At 69.5% G+C, this 16,966-nt stretch carries 15 protein-coding genes; 10 read left to right on the top strand and 5 right to left on the bottom strand.

The annotated features are described in order from the left end of the window. Positions 1-13 precede the first annotated feature (13 nt). The 4 genes from KY572_RS17940 (at position 14) to KY572_RS17925 (ending at position 4,199) form a co-directional block, all read left to right on the top strand. Complete coding sequence (locus KY572_RS17940; protein ID WP_224244011.1) at positions 14-943, top strand: Ppx/GppA phosphatase family protein; 930 nt, start codon at positions 14-16, stop codon at positions 941-943. After that, on the top strand, positions 940-2,202 hold the full coding sequence (locus tag KY572_RS17935; RefSeq protein ID WP_224244009.1) for a spinster family MFS transporter: 1,263 nt from the start codon (positions 940-942) through the stop codon (positions 2,200-2,202). Before KY572_RS17940 ends, KY572_RS17935 begins: the two co-directional genes overlap by 4 nt. 81 nt (positions 2,203-2,283) lie before the next feature. Next, positions 2,284-3,240, top strand: a complete 957-nt coding sequence (locus KY572_RS17930; protein ID WP_224244007.1) for a trypsin-like serine protease — start codon at positions 2,284-2,286, stop codon at positions 3,238-3,240. A gap of 35 nt (positions 3,241-3,275) precedes the next feature. Then, positions 3,276-4,199, top strand: a complete 924-nt coding sequence (locus tag KY572_RS17925; protein WP_224244005.1) for a trypsin-like serine peptidase — start codon at positions 3,276-3,278, stop codon at positions 4,197-4,199. Positions 4,200-4,261: 62 nt separating this feature from the next. Here the strand turns inward: KY572_RS17925 and KY572_RS17920 are convergent, their stop codons facing one another. Then, the gene (locus tag KY572_RS17920; RefSeq protein ID WP_224244004.1) at positions 4,262-5,161 is read right to left on the bottom strand and encodes a serine/threonine-protein kinase; all 900 of its coding nucleotides are present in this window, start codon (positions 5,159-5,161) and stop codon (positions 4,262-4,264) included. A gap of 261 nt (positions 5,162-5,422) precedes the next feature. On the opposite strand from KY572_RS17920, the gene KY572_RS17915 reads away from it, so the two are divergent. Beyond that, the gene (locus KY572_RS17915; protein ID WP_224244002.1) at positions 5,423-6,859 is read left to right on the top strand and encodes a sugar porter family MFS transporter; all 1,437 of its coding nucleotides are present in this window, start codon (positions 5,423-5,425) and stop codon (positions 6,857-6,859) included. 7 nt (positions 6,860-6,866) lie between these two features. Here the strand turns inward: KY572_RS17915 and KY572_RS17910 are convergent, their stop codons facing one another. Next, positions 6,867-8,192, bottom strand: a complete 1,326-nt coding sequence (locus KY572_RS17910) for a lysophospholipid acyltransferase family protein (RefSeq protein ID WP_224244001.1) — start codon at positions 8,190-8,192, stop codon at positions 6,867-6,869. A gap of 109 nt (positions 8,193-8,301) precedes the next feature. On the opposite strand from KY572_RS17910, the gene KY572_RS17905 reads away from it, so the two are divergent. Genes KY572_RS17905 through KY572_RS17895 form a run of 3 tightly spaced genes read left to right on the top strand, consistent with a single transcriptional unit; the run spans position 8,302 to position 10,235 of the window. Next, positions 8,302-9,231 (top strand): AraC family transcriptional regulator, encoded by a 930-nt coding sequence (locus KY572_RS17905; protein WP_224244000.1) that lies wholly within the window; start codon positions 8,302-8,304, stop codon positions 9,229-9,231. A gap of 9 nt (positions 9,232-9,240) precedes the next feature. Next, entirely contained in the window at positions 9,241-9,954 is a 714-nt protein-coding gene (locus KY572_RS17900; RefSeq protein WP_224243998.1) for an AzlC family ABC transporter permease, read from the top strand. Continuing rightward, complete coding sequence (locus tag KY572_RS17895) at positions 9,951-10,235, top strand: AzlD domain-containing protein (protein WP_224243996.1); 285 nt, start codon at positions 9,951-9,953, stop codon at positions 10,233-10,235. Before KY572_RS17900 ends, KY572_RS17895 begins: the two co-directional genes overlap by 4 nt. 186 nt (positions 10,236-10,421) lie before the next feature. Here KY572_RS17895 and KY572_RS17890 read toward each other — a convergent pair whose 3' ends face one another. Continuing rightward, on the bottom strand, positions 10,422-11,210 hold the full coding sequence (locus tag KY572_RS17890; RefSeq protein ID WP_224243995.1) for a helix-turn-helix domain-containing protein: 789 nt from the start codon (positions 11,208-11,210) through the stop codon (positions 10,422-10,424). A gap of 196 nt (positions 11,211-11,406) precedes the next feature. Here KY572_RS17890 and KY572_RS17885 point away from each other — a divergent pair, with 196 nt between their 5' ends. Both KY572_RS17885 and KY572_RS17880 read left to right on the top strand, forming a co-directional pair. Then, entirely contained in the window at positions 11,407-12,330 is a 924-nt protein-coding gene (locus tag KY572_RS17885) for an arginase family protein (RefSeq protein ID WP_224243994.1), read from the top strand. Continuing rightward, a complete protein-coding gene (locus KY572_RS17880; RefSeq protein ID WP_224243993.1) occupies positions 12,327-13,334 on the top strand; it encodes a TolB family protein in 1,008 nt (335 codons plus the stop codon). Before KY572_RS17885 ends, KY572_RS17880 begins: the two co-directional genes overlap by 4 nt. A gap of 5 nt (positions 13,335-13,339) precedes the next feature. Here the strand turns inward: KY572_RS17880 and KY572_RS17875 are convergent, their stop codons facing one another. Together KY572_RS17875 and KY572_RS17870 are read right to left on the bottom strand one after the other, a co-directional pair. After that, positions 13,340-13,882: a hypothetical protein gene (locus KY572_RS17875; protein WP_224243992.1), complete on the bottom strand. Its 543-nt coding sequence runs from the start codon at positions 13,880-13,882 to the stop codon at positions 13,340-13,342. Between the two features lie 10 nt (positions 13,883-13,892). Further along, positions 13,893-16,958, bottom strand: a complete 3,066-nt coding sequence (locus KY572_RS17870; RefSeq protein WP_407659969.1) for a POTRA domain-containing protein — start codon at positions 16,956-16,958, stop codon at positions 13,893-13,895. Positions 16,959-16,966 lie beyond the last annotated feature (8 nt).

Raw genomic sequence — 16,966 nt, 5'->3', positions numbered from 1 at the left:
AGGCTGCCGGCCAATGCCGCGATTTGCCACCATCGACGTGGGCACCAACTCGGTCCTCCTGCTGGTCGCGGACCGGACTCCCGACGGTCAGTTCCAGGCCGTCCTGGAGCGGGCCGAGATCACCCGACTGGGACGGGGAGTGGACAAGAGCCGCCGCCTGTCCCCCGAAGGCATGGAGGCCACGCTCGCCACGATGACGGCCTTCGCCAACGAGGCGCGCGCCCTGGGCGCCGAGGGCATCGCCGTGTCCGCCACCAGCGCGGCCCGCGACGCCCAGAACGGCGCGGAGTTCCTCGCCGCCGCCAGGGAGCGCGCTGGCGTCACCGTGGAGATCATCTCCGGCGAGCTGGAGGCCCAGCTCTCGTTCTCCTCGGCCCACATGGACTTCGGCAGCCAGGCCGCGGGGCCCCTGCTCGTCATCGACATCGGCGGCGGCTCCACCGAGTTCATCTACGGCAACAGCGCCGGCCGCGTGGACTTCCGCCACAGCTATGACGTGGGCTCGGTGCGCCTCACCGAGCGCTTCGTCCGCTCGGATCCGCCCTCCGCCGAGGAGCGCCAGGCCATCACCACGTTCCTCCGCGACACCTTCGCCACGCTGCCTCCCCCTCCCCCCGCCGCGGAACTGGTGGGTGTGGCCGGCACCGTGACGACCATCTACGCGGTGCAGAACCGCGTCGATCCCTATGACGCCACGCGCGTGCACGGCGGCACCCTCACCCGGGCACAGCTCGAGCAGCTCGTGGGCCAGCTCTGCTCCATGCCCCTGGCCGAGCGGCAGAAGCTGCCCGGCCTGCAGCCCAAGCGCGCCGACGTCATCCCCGCCGGCTCCCTCATCCTGCTGGAGGCCCTGCGCGCCCTGCAGCTCGAGGAGTGCCGAGTGAGCGACCGCGGGCTGCGCTGGGGGCTGATGGCCCACCGCTTCGGAGCCCCTCGGACATGAGCCTCTCCCCCGCCGTGGCCAGCTCCTCGCCAGCGACGCCCACCGTGCGCGCGGGCTACGCGCTCTTCATCCTCACGCTGATCAACCTGGTCAACTACCTGGACCGGTACATCGTCGCGAGCGCCCTGCCGAAGATCCAGGCGGACCTGGGCATCAACAACACCCAGTCGGGCCTGCTCGGCACCGTCTTCATCGTGGTGTTCATGCTGGCCTCGCCCATCGGCGGCTACCTGGGCGACCGCGTCCCCCGGAAGTTCCTCGTCGCGGGCGGCGTGCTCGTGTGGAGCCTCGCCACCGGGGCCTCGGGCCTGGCCACCACCTTCGTGATGCTGATGATCGCCCGGGCCGTCATCGGCATCGGCGAGGCGGGCTATGGCGCGGTGGCGCCCTCCATCATCTCGGACCTCTACCCGCGGCAGCAGCGGACGCGGGTGCTCTCGTACTTCTACATCGCCATCCCGGTGGGCGCGGCGGCCGGCTATGGCCTGGGCGGGTGGCTGAGCAGCACCTACTCGTGGCACACGGCCTTCTTCGCGGGCGGCGTGCCGGGGCTCATCCTCGGGACGATGGCCTTCTTCATGCCCGAGCCCCAGCGCGGCGCCATGGACGGGCCGGACGCCCAGACGAAGCTGCCCTTCAAGGTGGGCCTCAAGGGGCTCGCGGGCAACAAGGCCTTCTGGGCCACCACGGCGGGCTACACGCTGATGACGTTCTCCATCGGTGGGCTCGGCTTCTGGATGCCTACCTATATGGTGAGGACGCGGGGCATCCCCGATGACAAGGCGGGCTTCATCTTCGGCGCCATCACCGCCACGGCGGGCCTGCTGGGCACGGTGGCCGGCGGGTGGCTCGGGGACAAGATGGACCGCAAGCGCGAGGGCGGCGGCCTCTTCGTGTCTGGCCTGGGGCTGCTGCTCGCCGCGCCCGCCATGTACGTCGCGGTGAACCTGGACTCGGACCTGACCACCTTCGCCGCCATCGCCGTGGCCCAGTTCCTGGTGTTCCTCAACAGCGGCCCCATCAACGCGGCCATCGTCAACTGCGTGCAGCCCGCCTTCCGAGCCTTCGCCATGGGGCTCAACGTGCTGTGCATCCACCTGCTGGGAGACGCCATCTCCCCCACGCTCATCGGCAAGATCGCCGACAGCGCCGACCTCACCACCGCCATCGAGGTGAACGCGCTGCCCGTGCTCCTGGGCGGCGTGGCGCTGCTCATCGGCGCGAAGTTCTTCCGCGAGGCCGTGCCCCGTCAGCACTGAGCGTTCGCTCGAAGCGAGTACGGTGCTCCTTCCGGAGGGTTCTTCTCAGTGCGAGACCACCGTCCATTCTCCGCTGCGGCCATGCTGGTCATCGGCCTCCTGCTGTCCTGCGAGAGATGCCACGCCCATTCGCCCAAGACGGCAACTGTCGAGCCGCTCCCCACCGAAGCCGGCGTTGGTGGTGATGACACCGAGTTCGTCAACGGCGACGACTACGAGGTACTCCCCATTGGCGAGCGCATGTCTCTCCCCGATGGAGAGTGGGACGTCACCAATCGCTACTCGTTTGCCGTCATGCTCCAGGCTTCCTTCGAGCCCCATGGCTCCATCACCTGTAGTGGCGCACTCATCAGTCCCCGCCTCGTCCTGACGGCGGGACACTGCGTCTGCAAAGCACACGAAGTCTCCCTACCGAACAGCAAGGCGCGCTCGGTCATCGACAGCTCTCGGTGTGCTCGAACCGCTACCGCGGAGACTGTCATCTACACCCCCAAGCACATCCAGTCCGAGCGCTCCTGGGACGAGCAATATCGGAGCTCCAGCGGCAAGGTGCGACCTCATCCCGGCCTCGAGATTCTCCTGGATGAGCAGGGACTACCGATATCGAGCAAGTCCGATCTCGCAGTGGTCGTCCTGGACCGCCCGATCGATGGCACCGTTCCGGCGATTCGCCTGCCAACCTCGGAGCTCCCATCCGAAGAATCCTTCGTGATTGTGGGTCATGGGCTCGATGGCAGAAATGACCTGATCCTCGGGCGCCGCCGGTCTGGCAGGAAGAAGCTCGCGAGGCCCGCGCCGCCCAACGGTGATGTGATCCTGTTCTCGCAGGCGGGAGCTCCCTTCACCCGAGGAAGCGGAGACTCCTGTCTGCGCCAGGACAAGGGAGAGGCCGTGCTCCTGGGCATCACAACCCTGAGCTCGAAAGAAGGGGATGCGTTCGTGAGCATCTACCCTTACCGGGACTGGCTGGTCTCCGAACTCCAACGGGCCAGCCTGCCTTCAAGGAGCCCTCCAAGAGACGAGGACACGATTCCATGACCGGCCCGAGCCTTCTTCAACGAGCGCAGAGGGCCATGCCCAGGCTGATGTCCTTGTCACTGCTGGCGCTGAGCGGATGCCTTGCCAGTACTCCCGTCCCAGGACCGTCCCCTGAAGAACGGACGCTGTCCGAGGTGCAACCCTCGGACGAGGTCCTCACCATCTTCCAGGGAGAGAGAGACCTCCAGGACCGCTTTCCCTCGACCGTGTACGTCACCCTTGCCGCAGCGGAGGAGTGCAGTGGCGTGCTCATTCATCCTCGCCTCGTCCTCACGGCGGGGCACTGCCTGTGTCGAGGAAGAGAGAACAAGGGAACGACCACCATCGACCGCTCTACCTGCGAGAAGAGCGCTACCGTCAAGACAGGAGAGCAGTCCGGTACCTTCAAGACCTACGTCGGAGAGGTTCGACCTCATCGGGACTTCAAGGTGCTCCTCAAGAAGAAGAAGCTCCTGCTTCCACCAGAAGCCAAGGTCGACCATTTCTTCGTTGAAGGAGGAAGGCGCTATGTCGTCCTGGATGTCGTCACCGAAAGCAGAGCGGACCTCGCCGTCGTCCTCCTGAATCAGCCTGTCGAGCGGCGGTTCTCTCCCACCGCCATCGCGGACACCGACATCCAGGTCAATGATCGCATCGTCGTGGCGGGCTATGGGGCAGACGATGTCAGGGGTGGACTCATCTCGTATACGGACGCCAGACCGGTCCGCCGATTCGGCAGGAACACCGTCGCGAAAGTGCAGGGTGATACGTTCACCATCGAGCTACCCGGGGCCCTGGCGCTGCCAGGCGACAGCGGCGGCCCTTGCTTCCGTGAGGACGCCATCGGACCTGTGCTCGTCGGCATCAGCTCGAGATCCTCGCCCGGCAGGAAGTCGACCTTCACGAGCACCTACCGCTACCTCGGGTGGCTGGCCGAGGAGATCCGCCAGGCAGACCGGCTCACCTCCACCATGCCCTGAAGCTTGCGTGGCGGCGTGGCGCTGCTCATCGGCGCGAAGTTCTTCCGCGAGGCCGTGCCCCGTCAGCACTGAGCCAGCCACGCCTCCAGGCACCGTGCCACCTCGGTCGCTCCCGAGGGCCGCTCCTCCGGCGCCCGGGCCAGGCAGCGCATCACCAGCTCCGCCAGCGCCGCGGGCACTCGCGCGTGCTCCCGCGGATCCGGCGGCGGCTGACGCAGCCGCGCGTAGGCCTCCTTCAACGTCGTCGCCTCGAAGGCCGGCGCTCCCACCAGCATCTCATGCAGCAGCAGCCCCACCGCGTACACATCCGTGCGCGCATCCACCGGCGACTCGGTGAGCTGCTCGGGCGCCATGTACTGCGGCGTGCCCACCACGCCGTGCGAGTGCGTCAACCCCTCCGAGCCCTGATCCTCCATGGCCCGCGCGATGCCGAAGTCCGTCAGCACCACCCGCCCCCCTCGCTCCAGCATCACGTTGGCCGGCTTCAGGTCCCGATGCACCACCGACGCCGCGTGCGCCGCCCCCAGCCCCGCGCAGACCGCCAGCGCCAGCCGCGCCGCCACCTCCGGCTTCAGCGCACCCTCCCGCATCAGCCGCGCCCGCAGGTCCTCCCCCTCCACGTACTCCAGCGTCAGGAACGCCCGCCCCTGAGCGCTGCCCAGCTCGAACACCCGCGCCACGTTCCGGTGGGTGATGCGCCGGGCCAGCCTCGCCTCCCGGGCGAACCGCTCCCGCGCCCCCGGGTTCCGCGCCACCGAGGCATCCAGCACCTTCAGTGCCACCCGCTCGCCCTGGAACTCATCGTCCGCCAAGTACACCGTCCCCATGCCCCCTCGCCCCAGCACGCGACGCAGCTGGTAGCGCCCGGCGAACAGCCCCGCCTCCTCCTCCCGCCGGCTCTCCGCCGCCACTCCCACCGCCAGCGTCGGCAGGCTGTTGGCGCTCCCGATGAGCGTTTCCATGTAGTGAAACTGGCTCTTCCAGGGAGTGCTTGGCTGTAGATTTCCCATATCTCTGTAAGCGACCCTTTATGACGCCCCGCGAAAAAAGGAAAGCGAAAAAAGGAAATCGAGACGGTCAGGCTTTCTCGGGGAAGGCTTGCCACCGAGGCAAGGCACACGGGGCCTGCTGGACTGCCTACCCGAGCGCCAGTGGGAGGTGCCTACCTTTTGCCTTACGAGGGTTCGATCCGTTGACGGGGCTCCTGTGAGGAGGTGAGTGCCATGGCCGGCGCCGTCGAGACTCAAGCAGGGAGGCCACCGTCCATCCGGGCCCAGGTCTCCGCGGCACGCACCATCCTCATGTCCACCGTGGCCGCGCTCGGAGGGTTCCTGTTCGGCTTCGACACAGCCGTCATCAACGGAGCCATCGGCGCCGTCCGAGACACCTTCCAGGCCAGCCAGTGGGCGCTGGGCGTGACGGTGTCTTCCGCGCTCATGGGCTCGGCGGTGGGCGCGTTCTTCTCGGGCCACATGGCGGACCGGATCGGCCGGCCTCGCACCATGCTGGTGGCCTCCGTGCTCTTCGTCTTCAGCGCGCTGGGGTCCGGGTTCGCCGGCTCGCTCTGGAGCCTGGGCTTCTGGCGAATCGTCGGCGGCGTCGCCATCGGCATCGCCAGCGTCCTGGCCCCCGCCTACATCGCCGAGATTGCTCCGGCGCACCTGCGCGGCCGGCTCGGCTCGCTCCAGCAGATGGCCATCGTCATCGGCATCTTCGCGGCGCTGATGGGAGACTACGCCCTGGCCACGCATGCCGGCTCCTCCATGTCCGTGTCCTGGCTGGGCTTCCCCGCGTGGCGCTGGATGTTCTGGTCCGAGCTGCCCGCGGCGCTGCTCTATGGCATCGGCTCGCTGCTCATCCCCGAGTCCCCCCGCCACCTCGTCGCGCGCGGGCGCGAACGGGAGGCGGTGGCGGTGCTCCGAGGCATCATCGGCGACACCGCGCCCTCCAAGGTGGTGGAGATCCGCCGCTCGCTGGCCAACCTGAAGGTGCCGAGCCTGGGAGATCTGCGCGGGAAGCGGTTCGGGCTGCTGCCCGTGGTGTGGGTGGGCATCATCCTGGCGATGCTCCAGCAGTTCGTGGGCATCAACGTCATCTTCTACTACTCGAGCGTGCTGTGGCAGGCGGTGGGCTTCTCCGAGCAGAGCTCGCTGGCCATCACCGTCATCACCAGCATCACCAACATCGTCACCACGGTGCTGGCCATCCTCTGCGTGGATCGGTTCGGGCGCAAGCCGCTGCTCATCGCGGGCTCGGTGGGGATGGCGCTGACACTCGGGCTGCTGGCGTACCTGTTCGGCACCGCGGGGATGGACGCCCTGGGCAACCCGATGCTGCAGGGCAGCCGGGGGCTGTTGGCACTCATCGCCGCCAACCTCTACGTCTTCTGCTTCGGGTTCTCGTGGGGCCCGGTGGTGTGGGTGATGCTCGGGGAGATGTTCCCCAACCGCATCCGAGCGGTGGCCCTGTCGCTGGCGGCGGGGGCGCAGTGGGTGGCCAACTTCGTGGTGTCCGCCACGTTCCCCTCGCTCCAGTCCGCGGGCCTGAGCCTGGCCTACGGGCTCTACACCGCCGCGGCGGTGTTCTCGCTGCTGTTCACCTTCAAGTTCATCCGCGAGACGAAGGGCAAGGAGTTGGAGCAGATGGAGCAAGAGGACTGACGCGCCCTCACGAGGGGGCGGGCTGCTCCACGCGGGGCCGGTACTCGCCGGCCAGCTTCTCCACCTCCGCGGACAGCCGCTCTCCATCCTGGAGCAGCAGGGCCTTGAGCCGGGCGCGGCTGCCCAACGTGAAGAACACGCCGATGTCCCGCTTCAGCACCACCCAGCGCTCGGAGAAGTAGAGCGTGAAGAGCGCCAGCGGCGGAATGCCCACCAGCGCCACCACGCCCCAGCTCCACCCGCCCAGCAGCCAGGCCACCACCGTGAGGCCGGGCCACCACAGCAGCGTCATGAGCAGCGCGCCCAGGAACTTCACCGTGGCCTGGGTGTCCAGCTCGGCGTTGCGCGAGGCCAGCCGAGGCACCTGGTAGGGCAGGATGAACAGCGCCACCCCGAGCGCGAACAGCGGCAGCCCCAGGCACAGCGCCACCAGGTTCTTCACCACGAACGTCGTCACCAGCCCGGACTTGTACACGAGCGTCAGGTCCTTCGGATCCGCGTGGACCAGCTCCAACCGGCGCCGGAAGGACATGAGCGAGGAGCGCACCTGCGCGAAGCGCTCGGGCTGCTCGGCGCGGAAGAGCTGCAGGCCTCGCGCCCAGTGCTTCAGCCGCTCGCGGTCCGCCTGCTCTCCCTGGCGGAAGGCGTAGAGCTGCTCGGCCATGTGGATGAGCGGCAGGTCCTCCCACTGCTCCAGGTTCAGGGTGACGGCCTTGAGGCCCGAGGCGATGCGCTCGGTGAGCTGGCGGGAGGCCTCCTTCTCCGCAGCCTCCGGAGCGCCCGGGGGCGGCAGGAAGGGCGTCACCTCGATGGCCGGCCCCACCTCGATGAGGACGGTGCTGCGGAAGACGTTCTTCTCCCCGTAGGTGAAGCCCACCGGGACGATGCGCACCGGGGCTCCCTCGCGCGCCGCTCCGAGCGCGATGCGCGCCGTGCCCGTCTTCAGCTCCGCGAGCGTGGGCTCCGAGTGGCTCTTGCCCTCGGGGAAGATGGTGATGGCGCGCCCCTTCACGAGCGCCGCGCGCGCCGCGTCCAGCGTCCCCTCGTTCTTCACCGTCTGCCCGGGGTTGTCCTGCTTGCGGTAGACGGGCAGCGCGTGGAGCCCCTTGAGGATCCAGCCGATGACCGGCATCCGGAACAGCGGCTCCTTGGCCAGGAACGTCACCTCGCGGTGGGTGATGACGAAGACGAGCGCCGGATCGATCAGGGCGTTGGGGTGGTTGCCCACGAAGATGACGGGCCCCTGGGGCTCGGCGGCCGGGGCATTCACCTTCACCCGGTAGAACAGCCGCAACGCCAGGGACACCAGACCACGGATGAACGCGTAGAACACGGGCGCACTCTACACCGGGCCCCGGAGCAAGATTCTTCAAGACCCGACGCTCCCTCCTGCCTACGTTCCCGGGTCGAGCCTTGGCTGGCACAATGGAGCACGCGCCCGGATGCCTCCCTCCCTCCCACCTTCCGCTCCCAAGCAGGGCGCCAGCGCCGCGCACGGCCTGGCCGCCTCTGCCAGGCTCGGGCCGAAGGAGGAGAGCGTCTTCTGGCGCTCCGAGGAGCTCGGGGGGCTGGAGCTGCTCAAGGCCACGTACATCACCCACACCTTCGCTCCGCACAGCCATGACGGGTTCGCCCTGGGTGTCATCGAGCGAGGCACGGAGGCCTTCCGGTACCGCGGCGAGATGCAGTACGCCCCCGCCGGCAGCGTCGTCCTGGTAAACCCGGGAGAGCTCCACACCGGGCACGCCGTCCAGGAGGGCGGCTGGACGTACCGGATGCTCTATCCCGAGCTGCAGATGCTGGAGGACGTGGCCGCCGATCTGGGGGGACGCCTCCGGGGCACGCCCTTCTTCCGGACCGCCGTGGTGGACGATCCCGATGCCGCCCTGCGCATCCGAGCCCTGCACGCCTCCGTGGAGCAGCCCGCCTCCACGCTGGAGCGCCAGTCGCGGCTGCTCGCCGCCCTGAGCCTGCTCCTGGCCCGCCACTCGGCGCCGCACGTCGAGGTGAGCCACTCGGGCGGTGAGCACGAGGCGGTTCGCCAGGCCCGCGACTACCTGGAGGCCTACCCCGGGGAGAACGTCACGCTGGAGCAGCTCGCGGGCCTGTCGGGCCTCAGCGTCTTCCACTTCGTGCGCGTGTTCCGCCGGGAGGTGGGCCTGCCGCCCCACGCGTATCAGATCGAGCTGCGCGTGCGCCGGGCCCGCACGCTGCTGCGACAGGGACTGCCTCCAGGCGACGTGGCCGCCGCCCTGGGGTTCAGCGACCAGAGCCACCTCACGCGCGAGTTCAAGCGGCGCGTCGGCCTGACGCCGGGCCGCTACGCCACCAGCGCAGGATCCTTCAAGACGGGCAGCCTGGACGCTCCGTAACCTGGGGGCATGAGTCGTCCTCCCTTCCTCCATGACTTCCTCCGGGGCTTCCGTGCCGTCATTCCCCTGTGGCTCGGGGTCGTCCCCTTCGCCCTGGCCTATGTGGTGACCGCGCGCGGGGCGGGGCTCGGAGTGCTCGACATCCAGCTCATGAGCGCGCTCGTGTTCGCCGGCGGCGCCCAGTTCAGCGCGGTGGGCCTCTTCGCGGCGGGGGCCTCGGGCCTGGAGATCGTCCTCACCACGCTGCTGATCAATGCCCGCCATGTGCTCTACGGCCTGTCGCTCTCGCAGCGCCTGCCCCTGCTCCCGGGTGAGAAGTGGGTGGCCGCGCACTTCCTCACCGACGAGGCCTATGGAGTGGTCCTCGCAGAGTCTCAGCCCTCCTTCGCTTATCTGCTGGGCGCCGAGCTGAGCATCTTCGCCCCGTGGAACCTGTTCACGCTCGGAGGCGCGCTCATCGGACAGGGACTGAAGGATCCGGAGCGGCTCGGGGTGGACTTCGTCTTCCCGCTCGCGTTCCTCGTCCTGCTCGTGCCGATGCTGCGGGGCAAAGTGGAGGTCGCCGTGGCCGTGCTGTCCGGCGGGCTCGCGTTCGGCCTCTCCCGGGTGCTGCCCGGTGGGATGGCCCTCCTCATCGCGGGGGTGGTGGGCAGCCTCGTCGGGGCGGCCTTGTCCGCGGAACGGCCCGCCTCGGGGACTCCCACCCCGTCGGAGGCCACATGAACCCCCTGCCCATCATCCTGGGAATGGCCGCCGTCACCTATGCGTCCCGCCTCACGGGGCTGTGGCTGCGCACCCGGGTGCCTCCGTTCTGGGAGCGCTTCCTGCGCTTCGTGCCCATCGCCGTCTTCGCCGCCCTGGTCGTCCCCGCGCTCCCTGGCGAGCGGGGAGAGGCCGGAGTGCGGCTCCTGGCGGCGGCGCTGGCGGCGGCGGCGAGCTGGAGGTTTCGCAAGCTCTGGCTCGGCATCACAGTGGGCATGGCGGCCTACTGGGGACTGCGCTGAGCGCCTCCGGGCCGCGGCCTCGGGCATCCGTGTCATGGCTGCCCGCTGACAGGAACGTCGCGGTTCCGCCCTGCGAAGGCTGGCAATGGCACATGCGTTGCCAACGCAACTGCCACCTCCCGAGCGTGGCCACAGGGCGGAAGGCCACCGTGTACACCGAGGTGATCGGTGAAGACGCGGAGCTCGTCACGGTCGAAGCAGCGCTGGAGCCCTGACGCGTGCCCGCTCCTGCTGGCGATAGGCACGCGGAGAGGTGCCGAACGCTCGCGTGAAGCTCGTCGTGAAGTGCGACAGGTCCCCGAAGCCCACGTCCATGGCGATCTCGGTGATGCGCTCGTGGGTCATCCGCAACGCTGTCGCGGCGGCCCGCAGCCGGGTGGCGATCACGAACTGTCGAGGCGTCTGCCCCGTCATGGCGCGGAAGACGCGCAGGAAGTGGAAGCTGCTCAGGCCCGCGTGGTCGGCCAGCACGTCGAGCGAGCAGTCTTCCGCACTATGAGCCTCGACGTACCGCACCGTCCGAGCCACCTGACGCAACTGTCGCGCTGAGGGCTCTACCGCGACGCCTACGCCATCCCGACCCGCGGCCAGCGCGACTCCCGCGACTGCCAGGGCGGCCTCTCGCAGGGCCTCCGCCTCACCGCTGCGCAGGGCCTCGTGCGCGAGCATCACGGCCTCCACCGAGTCGGGTGAGGCGGGAACACCCGCGCGGCCAAAGGCCCGTCCTCTCTGGAAACGAGCTCCCAGGGAGCCGGCCACCTCCTCGAGCAGCGCCTCCTCGTAGTCGAAGACGATGGAGCGATCTCCGCCATCATCGACGTGGCGGAACTCGTACGCCCCCGAGGCATTGCCGAGCAGCAGGGCTCCCGGGCCCACCAGCACCGCTCCCTGGCTGGAGCGGGCGTGGAAGGTTCCAGCCAGAACCACGGAGATGCAGGCGCGCGGGTTCTCTCCCTCGAAGACGGGGCTGCGCATGCCCTCATGGCAGACGTAGTCGCTCGCGCTGAACGCCCCGTCGCACCCGAGCAGATGCACCCCACACGGCCTGGCAGGCAGCAGCTCCGAACCCGCTGCTCCGTGAGGTGGGACCGCAGCAACTTTCCCCAAGTTTCGCGCCACGGCCCGATGCTACCAGAACGGAGCTCATGAACCGGACGAGGAGACGCCACCTGTGCTCGACCTGATCGAAGCTCCCAACAACCTGGGCTTGAGGCCTCTCACCCCTGGAGTCGAGCCTGGAACCTGGAGGGCCCCTGCCGTCCTGGAGCAGGCAGGGCTGTCCCAGCGGCTGCGCCCGAGTCGTCACGTCCGGCTTCCGAGGCCTCCCTACTCCGTGGAAGCCCAGGCCGGAACGCGCATCCGCAACGGTGTCTCCCTGCGAGACTTCAACCTGAAGCTGTCCTCGGAGGTCGAGCAGTCCCTGCGCAGGGGCTCGATTCCCCTGGTCGTCGGCGGCGACTGCAGCATCCTCCTGGGATGCCTGCTCGCGCTCCGAAGAACCGGTGGCCGAGGGCTGGTGCACCTCGACGGGCACAGCGACTTCTCCCATGCCGGCAACTTCGACCTCCAGACGCACCTCGGGAACGCCGCGGGGATGGCTCTCGCGCTCGCCACCGGACGTGGGGAGTCGCTCCTCACGCAGTGGCCCGGAGTGGAGGGCACCCTCGCGGCCGACGCGGACGTGGTCCACGTGGGAGAGCGCGAGGCCGGAGATGCGGACTACACGTACCAGGAGATCGAGCAGACCGAGATCGAGCAGATCACCGTGCAGACGCTCCAGGCGGAAGGGCTGAGCGCGACGATCGAACGGACCCTCCATCGCCTGCGCGAGCGCGACATCACTCGGGGGTGGCTGCACCTGGACCTGGACATCCTGGACCAGAAGGTGATGCCGGCGGTGGACTCTCCGGGCAGCCCCGGCCTCACCTATCCGGAGCTGGCAACCCTCGTCGGCACGCTGCTGCGCTCGGGGCGCATCGCGGGGCTCAACGTGGCGATCTACGACCCGGACCTCGACCCCAAGGGCACGCATGCCTCCGGCATCGTCGCGTGCCTCGCCTCCGCGCTGGAGGGACTCGGAGGAACGGCCCGATGAGGACGCTGTCGCGGAGGACTCCAGGCCCCGCCTCATGGAGCCTGCTGCTGCTGATGAGCGCCTTGCTGGCCGGGTGTCGTGCACCTGTCGGACAGGTGGACAGCTCCGGAGCGCGAGCGCAGGCACCGGGGGCTCCAGAGCTCTACGGAGCCGGGCTCTTCACCACGGGGGCGTGGGACTTCTTCCTGGCGTTCTCGCCAGACCAGCGCCGCGTTCTCTTCGGCCGGGCGGATGACCGCTTCCAACACTACGAGCTCTACGAGACGCGTCTCCAGGACGACGGCTCCTGGTCCCAGCCCCTCAAGCCCCGCTTCGCCTCCGAGTGGAGCAACGCCGACCCCCACATCTCGCCGGATGGTCGCACCGTCTTCTTCATCTCCAACCGTCCCGCCCCGGGAGAGACCGCACCCCGCGAGAGCTACGACATCTGGGCGGCGTCGCTGGGGCAGGACGGCGAGTGGGGCGAGGCCTGGCGCCTGCCCGCCCCCGTGAACGATGCGAGCCTGGATGAGTGGTGTCCGGCGGTGGCCGCCAACGGAAACCTCTATTTCGGGGCCGAGCGCCCCGGCACCCACGGCGGGAGCGATCTCTGGGTCTCCCGCCTCGTGGACGGCGTCTACCAGCCTCCAGAGAACCTGGGAGACGCCATCAACACCGGCGCGCATGAGCTCGAGCCCTGGATCGCGCCAGACGAGAGCTACCTCCTCTTCAGCGCGCTGAGGCGTGCGGACGGCGTGGGTGGATATGACCTGTTCCTCAGTCGCAGGGTTCAAGGCGGATGGGGAAAGGCGCAGCTCCTCGGAGGAGGCATCAACTCGCGAGCCAGCGACTACAACCAGAGCGTCTCTCCGGATGGGAAGTGGCTCTACTTCAGCAGCACCAGACCCTTCACGGGCTCGCCAGGCGAGCGGTTCGACCTCCCCAGGGACGACAGCAAGCTCCAAGGCATCGGCAACGGCACGGGTGACATCTATCGAGTGCCGATGAGCACCCTGGGCCTGTGATCAGCTCACGGGAAGCTGTCCACCACCTGGATGATGCCCTTGGAGTCCTGCACCACCGCCGTGCCTCGCTCCGGCCCGGGATAGGCGATGATCCCCTCCCCGTCCTTGTCCCACCGGGGGTCCACCAGGACGCCGCAGAAGGGCACCTCATAGAAGTCGCGCAGCTTGCCGCCCTCGTAGTAGCGCACGTAGGCCCGGTCGTACCGGCCGAAGACGCGGTGGTTGGCCACGTACAGGTAGCCCGCGATGCTCATGTCCTTGAGCTCGCCCTCCTCCACCTTGGGCAGCGACATGACGAACCGGCTCTTGTAGTGCGCCGAGCCCGGCCGGTTCTGCGTCTCGTCCACCACCACGGGGATGCGGTCTCCCACCTTCAGCCCCATCCGCTGCATCTGCTCGAGGGCATCCGCCGGGCACGTCATCACCGGCGGCATCCACTGGGGGCGCAGCGTCGTCACCACCGGGGCCGGATCGCTGACGCACCCGGCGCCCAGGCACGCCACGAGCGCCCCGACGAGGATCTGCTGCAGGCTCCGAGCCTCGGACACACGCACCTCCTCAGAAGACTCCGATGCTGAAGTGGAACTGGGTGGTCGGCTCGTTGAACGTCTCGTCCGGATCCAGGTTGAAGCCCATGTCGAAGGACAGCGGCCCCACCGGCGTGAGGTAGCGCAGGCCCGCTCCCGCCGTGTAGCGCAGCACCGTCGGCTCGAAGTTCGTCCGGTCGCCCCAGAGGTTGCCGGCCTCGAAGAACAGGCCCAGGTCCAGCGAGGAGAAGGCCGGCAGGCGCAGCTCCGCCTTCCCCAGCGTGAACAGCTCGCCGCCCTGGCTCAGCGGCGCCTGCCCCGCGATCACCGCCGACAGCTCCGACGAGCAGCCCGCCGGGTTGATCACCGCGCGGCAGTCCTGGAGCTGCCGGCGCACCTCCGCGCGCTGGTCCTCGGGCAGCACGCCGTCCTCCCGGAAGCCGCGCAGGCTCGAGGAGCCTCCCAGGTAGAAGAGCTTGGAGCCGATGGACTGGGCGTCCGCCTCCAGCGGGACGATGGTGCCCGCCCGCGCCGAGATCGCCACGCTCGCGCGCCGCCCCAGCGGGGCATACACGCTCAGGTTGCCGGACAGCTTCACCCCGTTGATGGGGAAGTCCGGCGCGGAGTTCCCCTGCGCATCCGTGGGCGCCACCGACAGATCCCTCGTGAACTCGGCGCTGGTGGAGACCAGCACGCCCTTGCGCGGGTTGGTCGGCTCATCCCGGAAGTCGAGCGTGGCCGACGGCCGCAGCGAGACCAGGGTGAAGCTGCCGTACGGGAAGCGCAGGCGCTCCTGGTCGGCGCGGCTCGGCACGCTGAGCACGCCAGCCCGCGAGCGCAGCCGGTTGTGCTCCACCTCGCCCTGGAGCGACAGGTTCAGCCACCGCGTCACCGCCCAGTCCAGGCCCGCCACCGTCGCGAACCGCGTGGACAGGTAGGAGGGCCGGTGGACGCGCTCGACGATGAGGTCCGCCCGCGCGCCGACTTCCTGCGGCAGGAAGAGGCTCAGGCGAGGCTGCGTCAGCGCCACGCTGCCGCGCCCACCCAGGCCCTGCCAACCCTGGAGCGAGCTGTCCTGGACGCCTGAGTACCGCCCGGAGAACGCCTCCTGGCTCCAGCCCACGTAGTTGACCTTGCCGCGCGCCAGCAGGTTGAGCCCGCGTCCGTCCACGTTCGGGAACACCGTGTCCAGCGTGATGCGCGGACCGTCCACCAGGAAGTAGCCGCCGGACACCTCGCCGTCGATGCGCGGCCGCTCCTGCACCGTCACCAGGATGTCCTTGATCTCCTCGCGGCGGTTGGGCTCGCGCAGCTGCACCTCCACCTGCCGGAAGATGTTGAGGCGCGCCAGCCTGCGCCGCCCCTCGGCCAGCTGCTCCGGATCCAGCGTCTTGCCCACCTCCAGGTTCAGGATGGCTCGCACCGTCTTCTCGTCCGTGCGGCCCAGTCCCTGGACGACGATGCGGCCCACGCGCACCTGGGGCCCCGGCTCCACGCGCAGGACGACCTTCATGTAGCGCGGGTCCTCGCCTCCCGGCAGCGCCTCCACCTCCACGCGGGAGAACATGTACCCGGCCCGCGCGAGCGCCCGCTCCAGGTTCTGGCGCGCCCGCTCCACCGCCTCCTCGCTCAGCGAGTCTCCCTCGCTCAGCTCCAGGTCCGGCTGGCTCGTCCCGGGCGGCAGGCCCTCGACGGCCACCTCGCCGACGCGCGCCTCCGAGCCCTCCTCCACCTCGAACTCCGCCACGGCCGTGCGGCCGTTCACGTCCAGCTCCAGCCGGCGGAAGCGCACCTGGGCGTTGGGGAAGCCGCGCTCGCGGTAGGCCTCCGTCAGCACCTCGGCGGCCTCCACATAGGCCTCCTCCACGAAGACGGTGTGCGGGTCCGGCGGCAGCGGCAGGGAGCGCGGGCCCAGCTTCTCACGGCCGTCGAGCTGGAGCGGATCGTCCCTCAGCGGCAGCTGCGCGTCGGGCAGCGGCTCGCTGGAGCGGATGCGCTCGGCGAGCACCTCGCGGAGCACGCCGCTGGGCAGCGCCCGGTTGCCCTGGAAGCGCACCTCCGTCACGGTGAGCGGGTGGCCCTCCTCGATGTCGAAGACGAGCACCGCCTCCGAGTGGTCGGGCTTGCGCACCTCGCGAGGCGTGACGCGCACGTCGTGGAAGCCGCGGTAGCGGTAGAAGTTCGTCACCCGCCGCACGAGGTTCCACATCACTCCCGGATCCAGCGGCTCCGTGCCGTCGTAGGCCATCACGCGCTCCAGGATGGAGCTCGGGAAGTGGTAGTTGCCGTGGAAGCGGAAGCTGTAGCGAGGCCCGGCGGACACCGGCAGCGCCACCGTCGCGCGGCCCGCCTCCAGCGTCACCGTGGGAGCCCCCACCCGCGCCCGGTAGAAGCGCTCCTTGCGCAGCAGCTCCCGCAGCCGCTCGAGGCCCGCGTCCAGCCGCGCCTGATCGAACACCACGCCCGGCTTCAGCCCCAGCGTCTCCAGCAGCCGGGACAGCGGCAGCCCGGGGCTCCCCGTGAGCGTCATGCGCCCCAGCCGGGTGGGCTCGCCCTCGTCCATCGTGAGCACCAGCACCACCCCGCCCGGAGACGGCTCGTAGGACACCATCACCCGCGCCTGGTCGTAGCCCTTGTGGCTGTAGGCCTCCTCGATGGCGGTGCGGGCCGTGTCCACGCTGTCCGGATCCAGCGGGGCGTACTCCTGCAGGCCGCTGGCCTGGCGGATCTCCTCGTCGGACAGGGCGACGTTGCCCTCGATGACCAGCCGCACCAGCTGCTGCACAGGCGTGAGGTGGAACACCAGCCGCACGCCGCCGGGCACGTCCACCACGCGGGCCTCCACGTTGGTGAAGCGGCCGGTGCTCCACAGCCCCTCCACGCTGCGGCGCACCGCGAGCGGGGACAGCACCTGCCCTCGGCGGACCGTCACCAGCGCGGACAGGCCCTGCGTGTCCGAGCCGGGCGGGAGGACGAGCTCCACCGCCACCACCTCCGGAGCAGCCTGCGCCCGGGGCTCCCCGCGCTCCTCGGCGGCCATGGGTGGCTCCTGGGCGCCCGGACGCGCCAGCGCCACGCCCGCCACCAGCAGACACACGACGAGCG

Source organism: Hyalangium gracile (assembly GCF_020103725.1).
In the GTDB taxonomy this organism is placed as follows: domain Bacteria; phylum Myxococcota; class Myxococcia; order Myxococcales; family Myxococcaceae; genus Hyalangium; species Hyalangium gracile.
Note: the sequence above shows the minus strand (reverse complement) of the source record. Positions and strands in the feature narration are given on the sequence as shown.

Coding starts and splice junctions, on each gene's coding strand:
- KY572_RS17940 (WP_224244011.1), top strand. CDS start 14: ATGCCGCGATTTGCCACCATCGACGTGGGCACCAACTCGGTCCTCCTG.
- KY572_RS17935 (WP_224244009.1), top strand. CDS start 940: ATGAGCCTCTCCCCCGCCGTGGCCAGCTCCTCGCCAGCGACGCCCACC.
- KY572_RS17930 (WP_224244007.1), top strand. CDS start 2,284: ATGCTGGTCATCGGCCTCCTGCTGTCCTGCGAGAGATGCCACGCCCAT.
- KY572_RS17925 (WP_224244005.1), top strand. CDS start 3,276: ATGCCCAGGCTGATGTCCTTGTCACTGCTGGCGCTGAGCGGATGCCTT.
- KY572_RS17920 (WP_224244004.1), bottom strand. CDS start 5,161: ATGGAAACGCTCATCGGGAGCGCCAACAGCCTGCCGACGCTGGCGGTG.
- KY572_RS17915 (WP_224244002.1), top strand. CDS start 5,423: ATGGCCGGCGCCGTCGAGACTCAAGCAGGGAGGCCACCGTCCATCCGG.
- KY572_RS17905 (WP_224244000.1), top strand. CDS start 8,302: ATGCCTCCCTCCCTCCCACCTTCCGCTCCCAAGCAGGGCGCCAGCGCC.
- KY572_RS17900 (WP_224243998.1), top strand. CDS start 9,241: ATGAGTCGTCCTCCCTTCCTCCATGACTTCCTCCGGGGCTTCCGTGCC.
- KY572_RS17895 (WP_224243996.1), top strand. CDS start 9,951: ATGAACCCCCTGCCCATCATCCTGGGAATGGCCGCCGTCACCTATGCG.
- KY572_RS17890 (WP_224243995.1), bottom strand. CDS start 11,210: ATGCGCAGCCCCGTCTTCGAGGGAGAGAACCCGCGCGCCTGCATCTCC.
- KY572_RS17880 (WP_224243993.1), top strand. CDS start 12,327: ATGAGGACGCTGTCGCGGAGGACTCCAGGCCCCGCCTCATGGAGCCTG.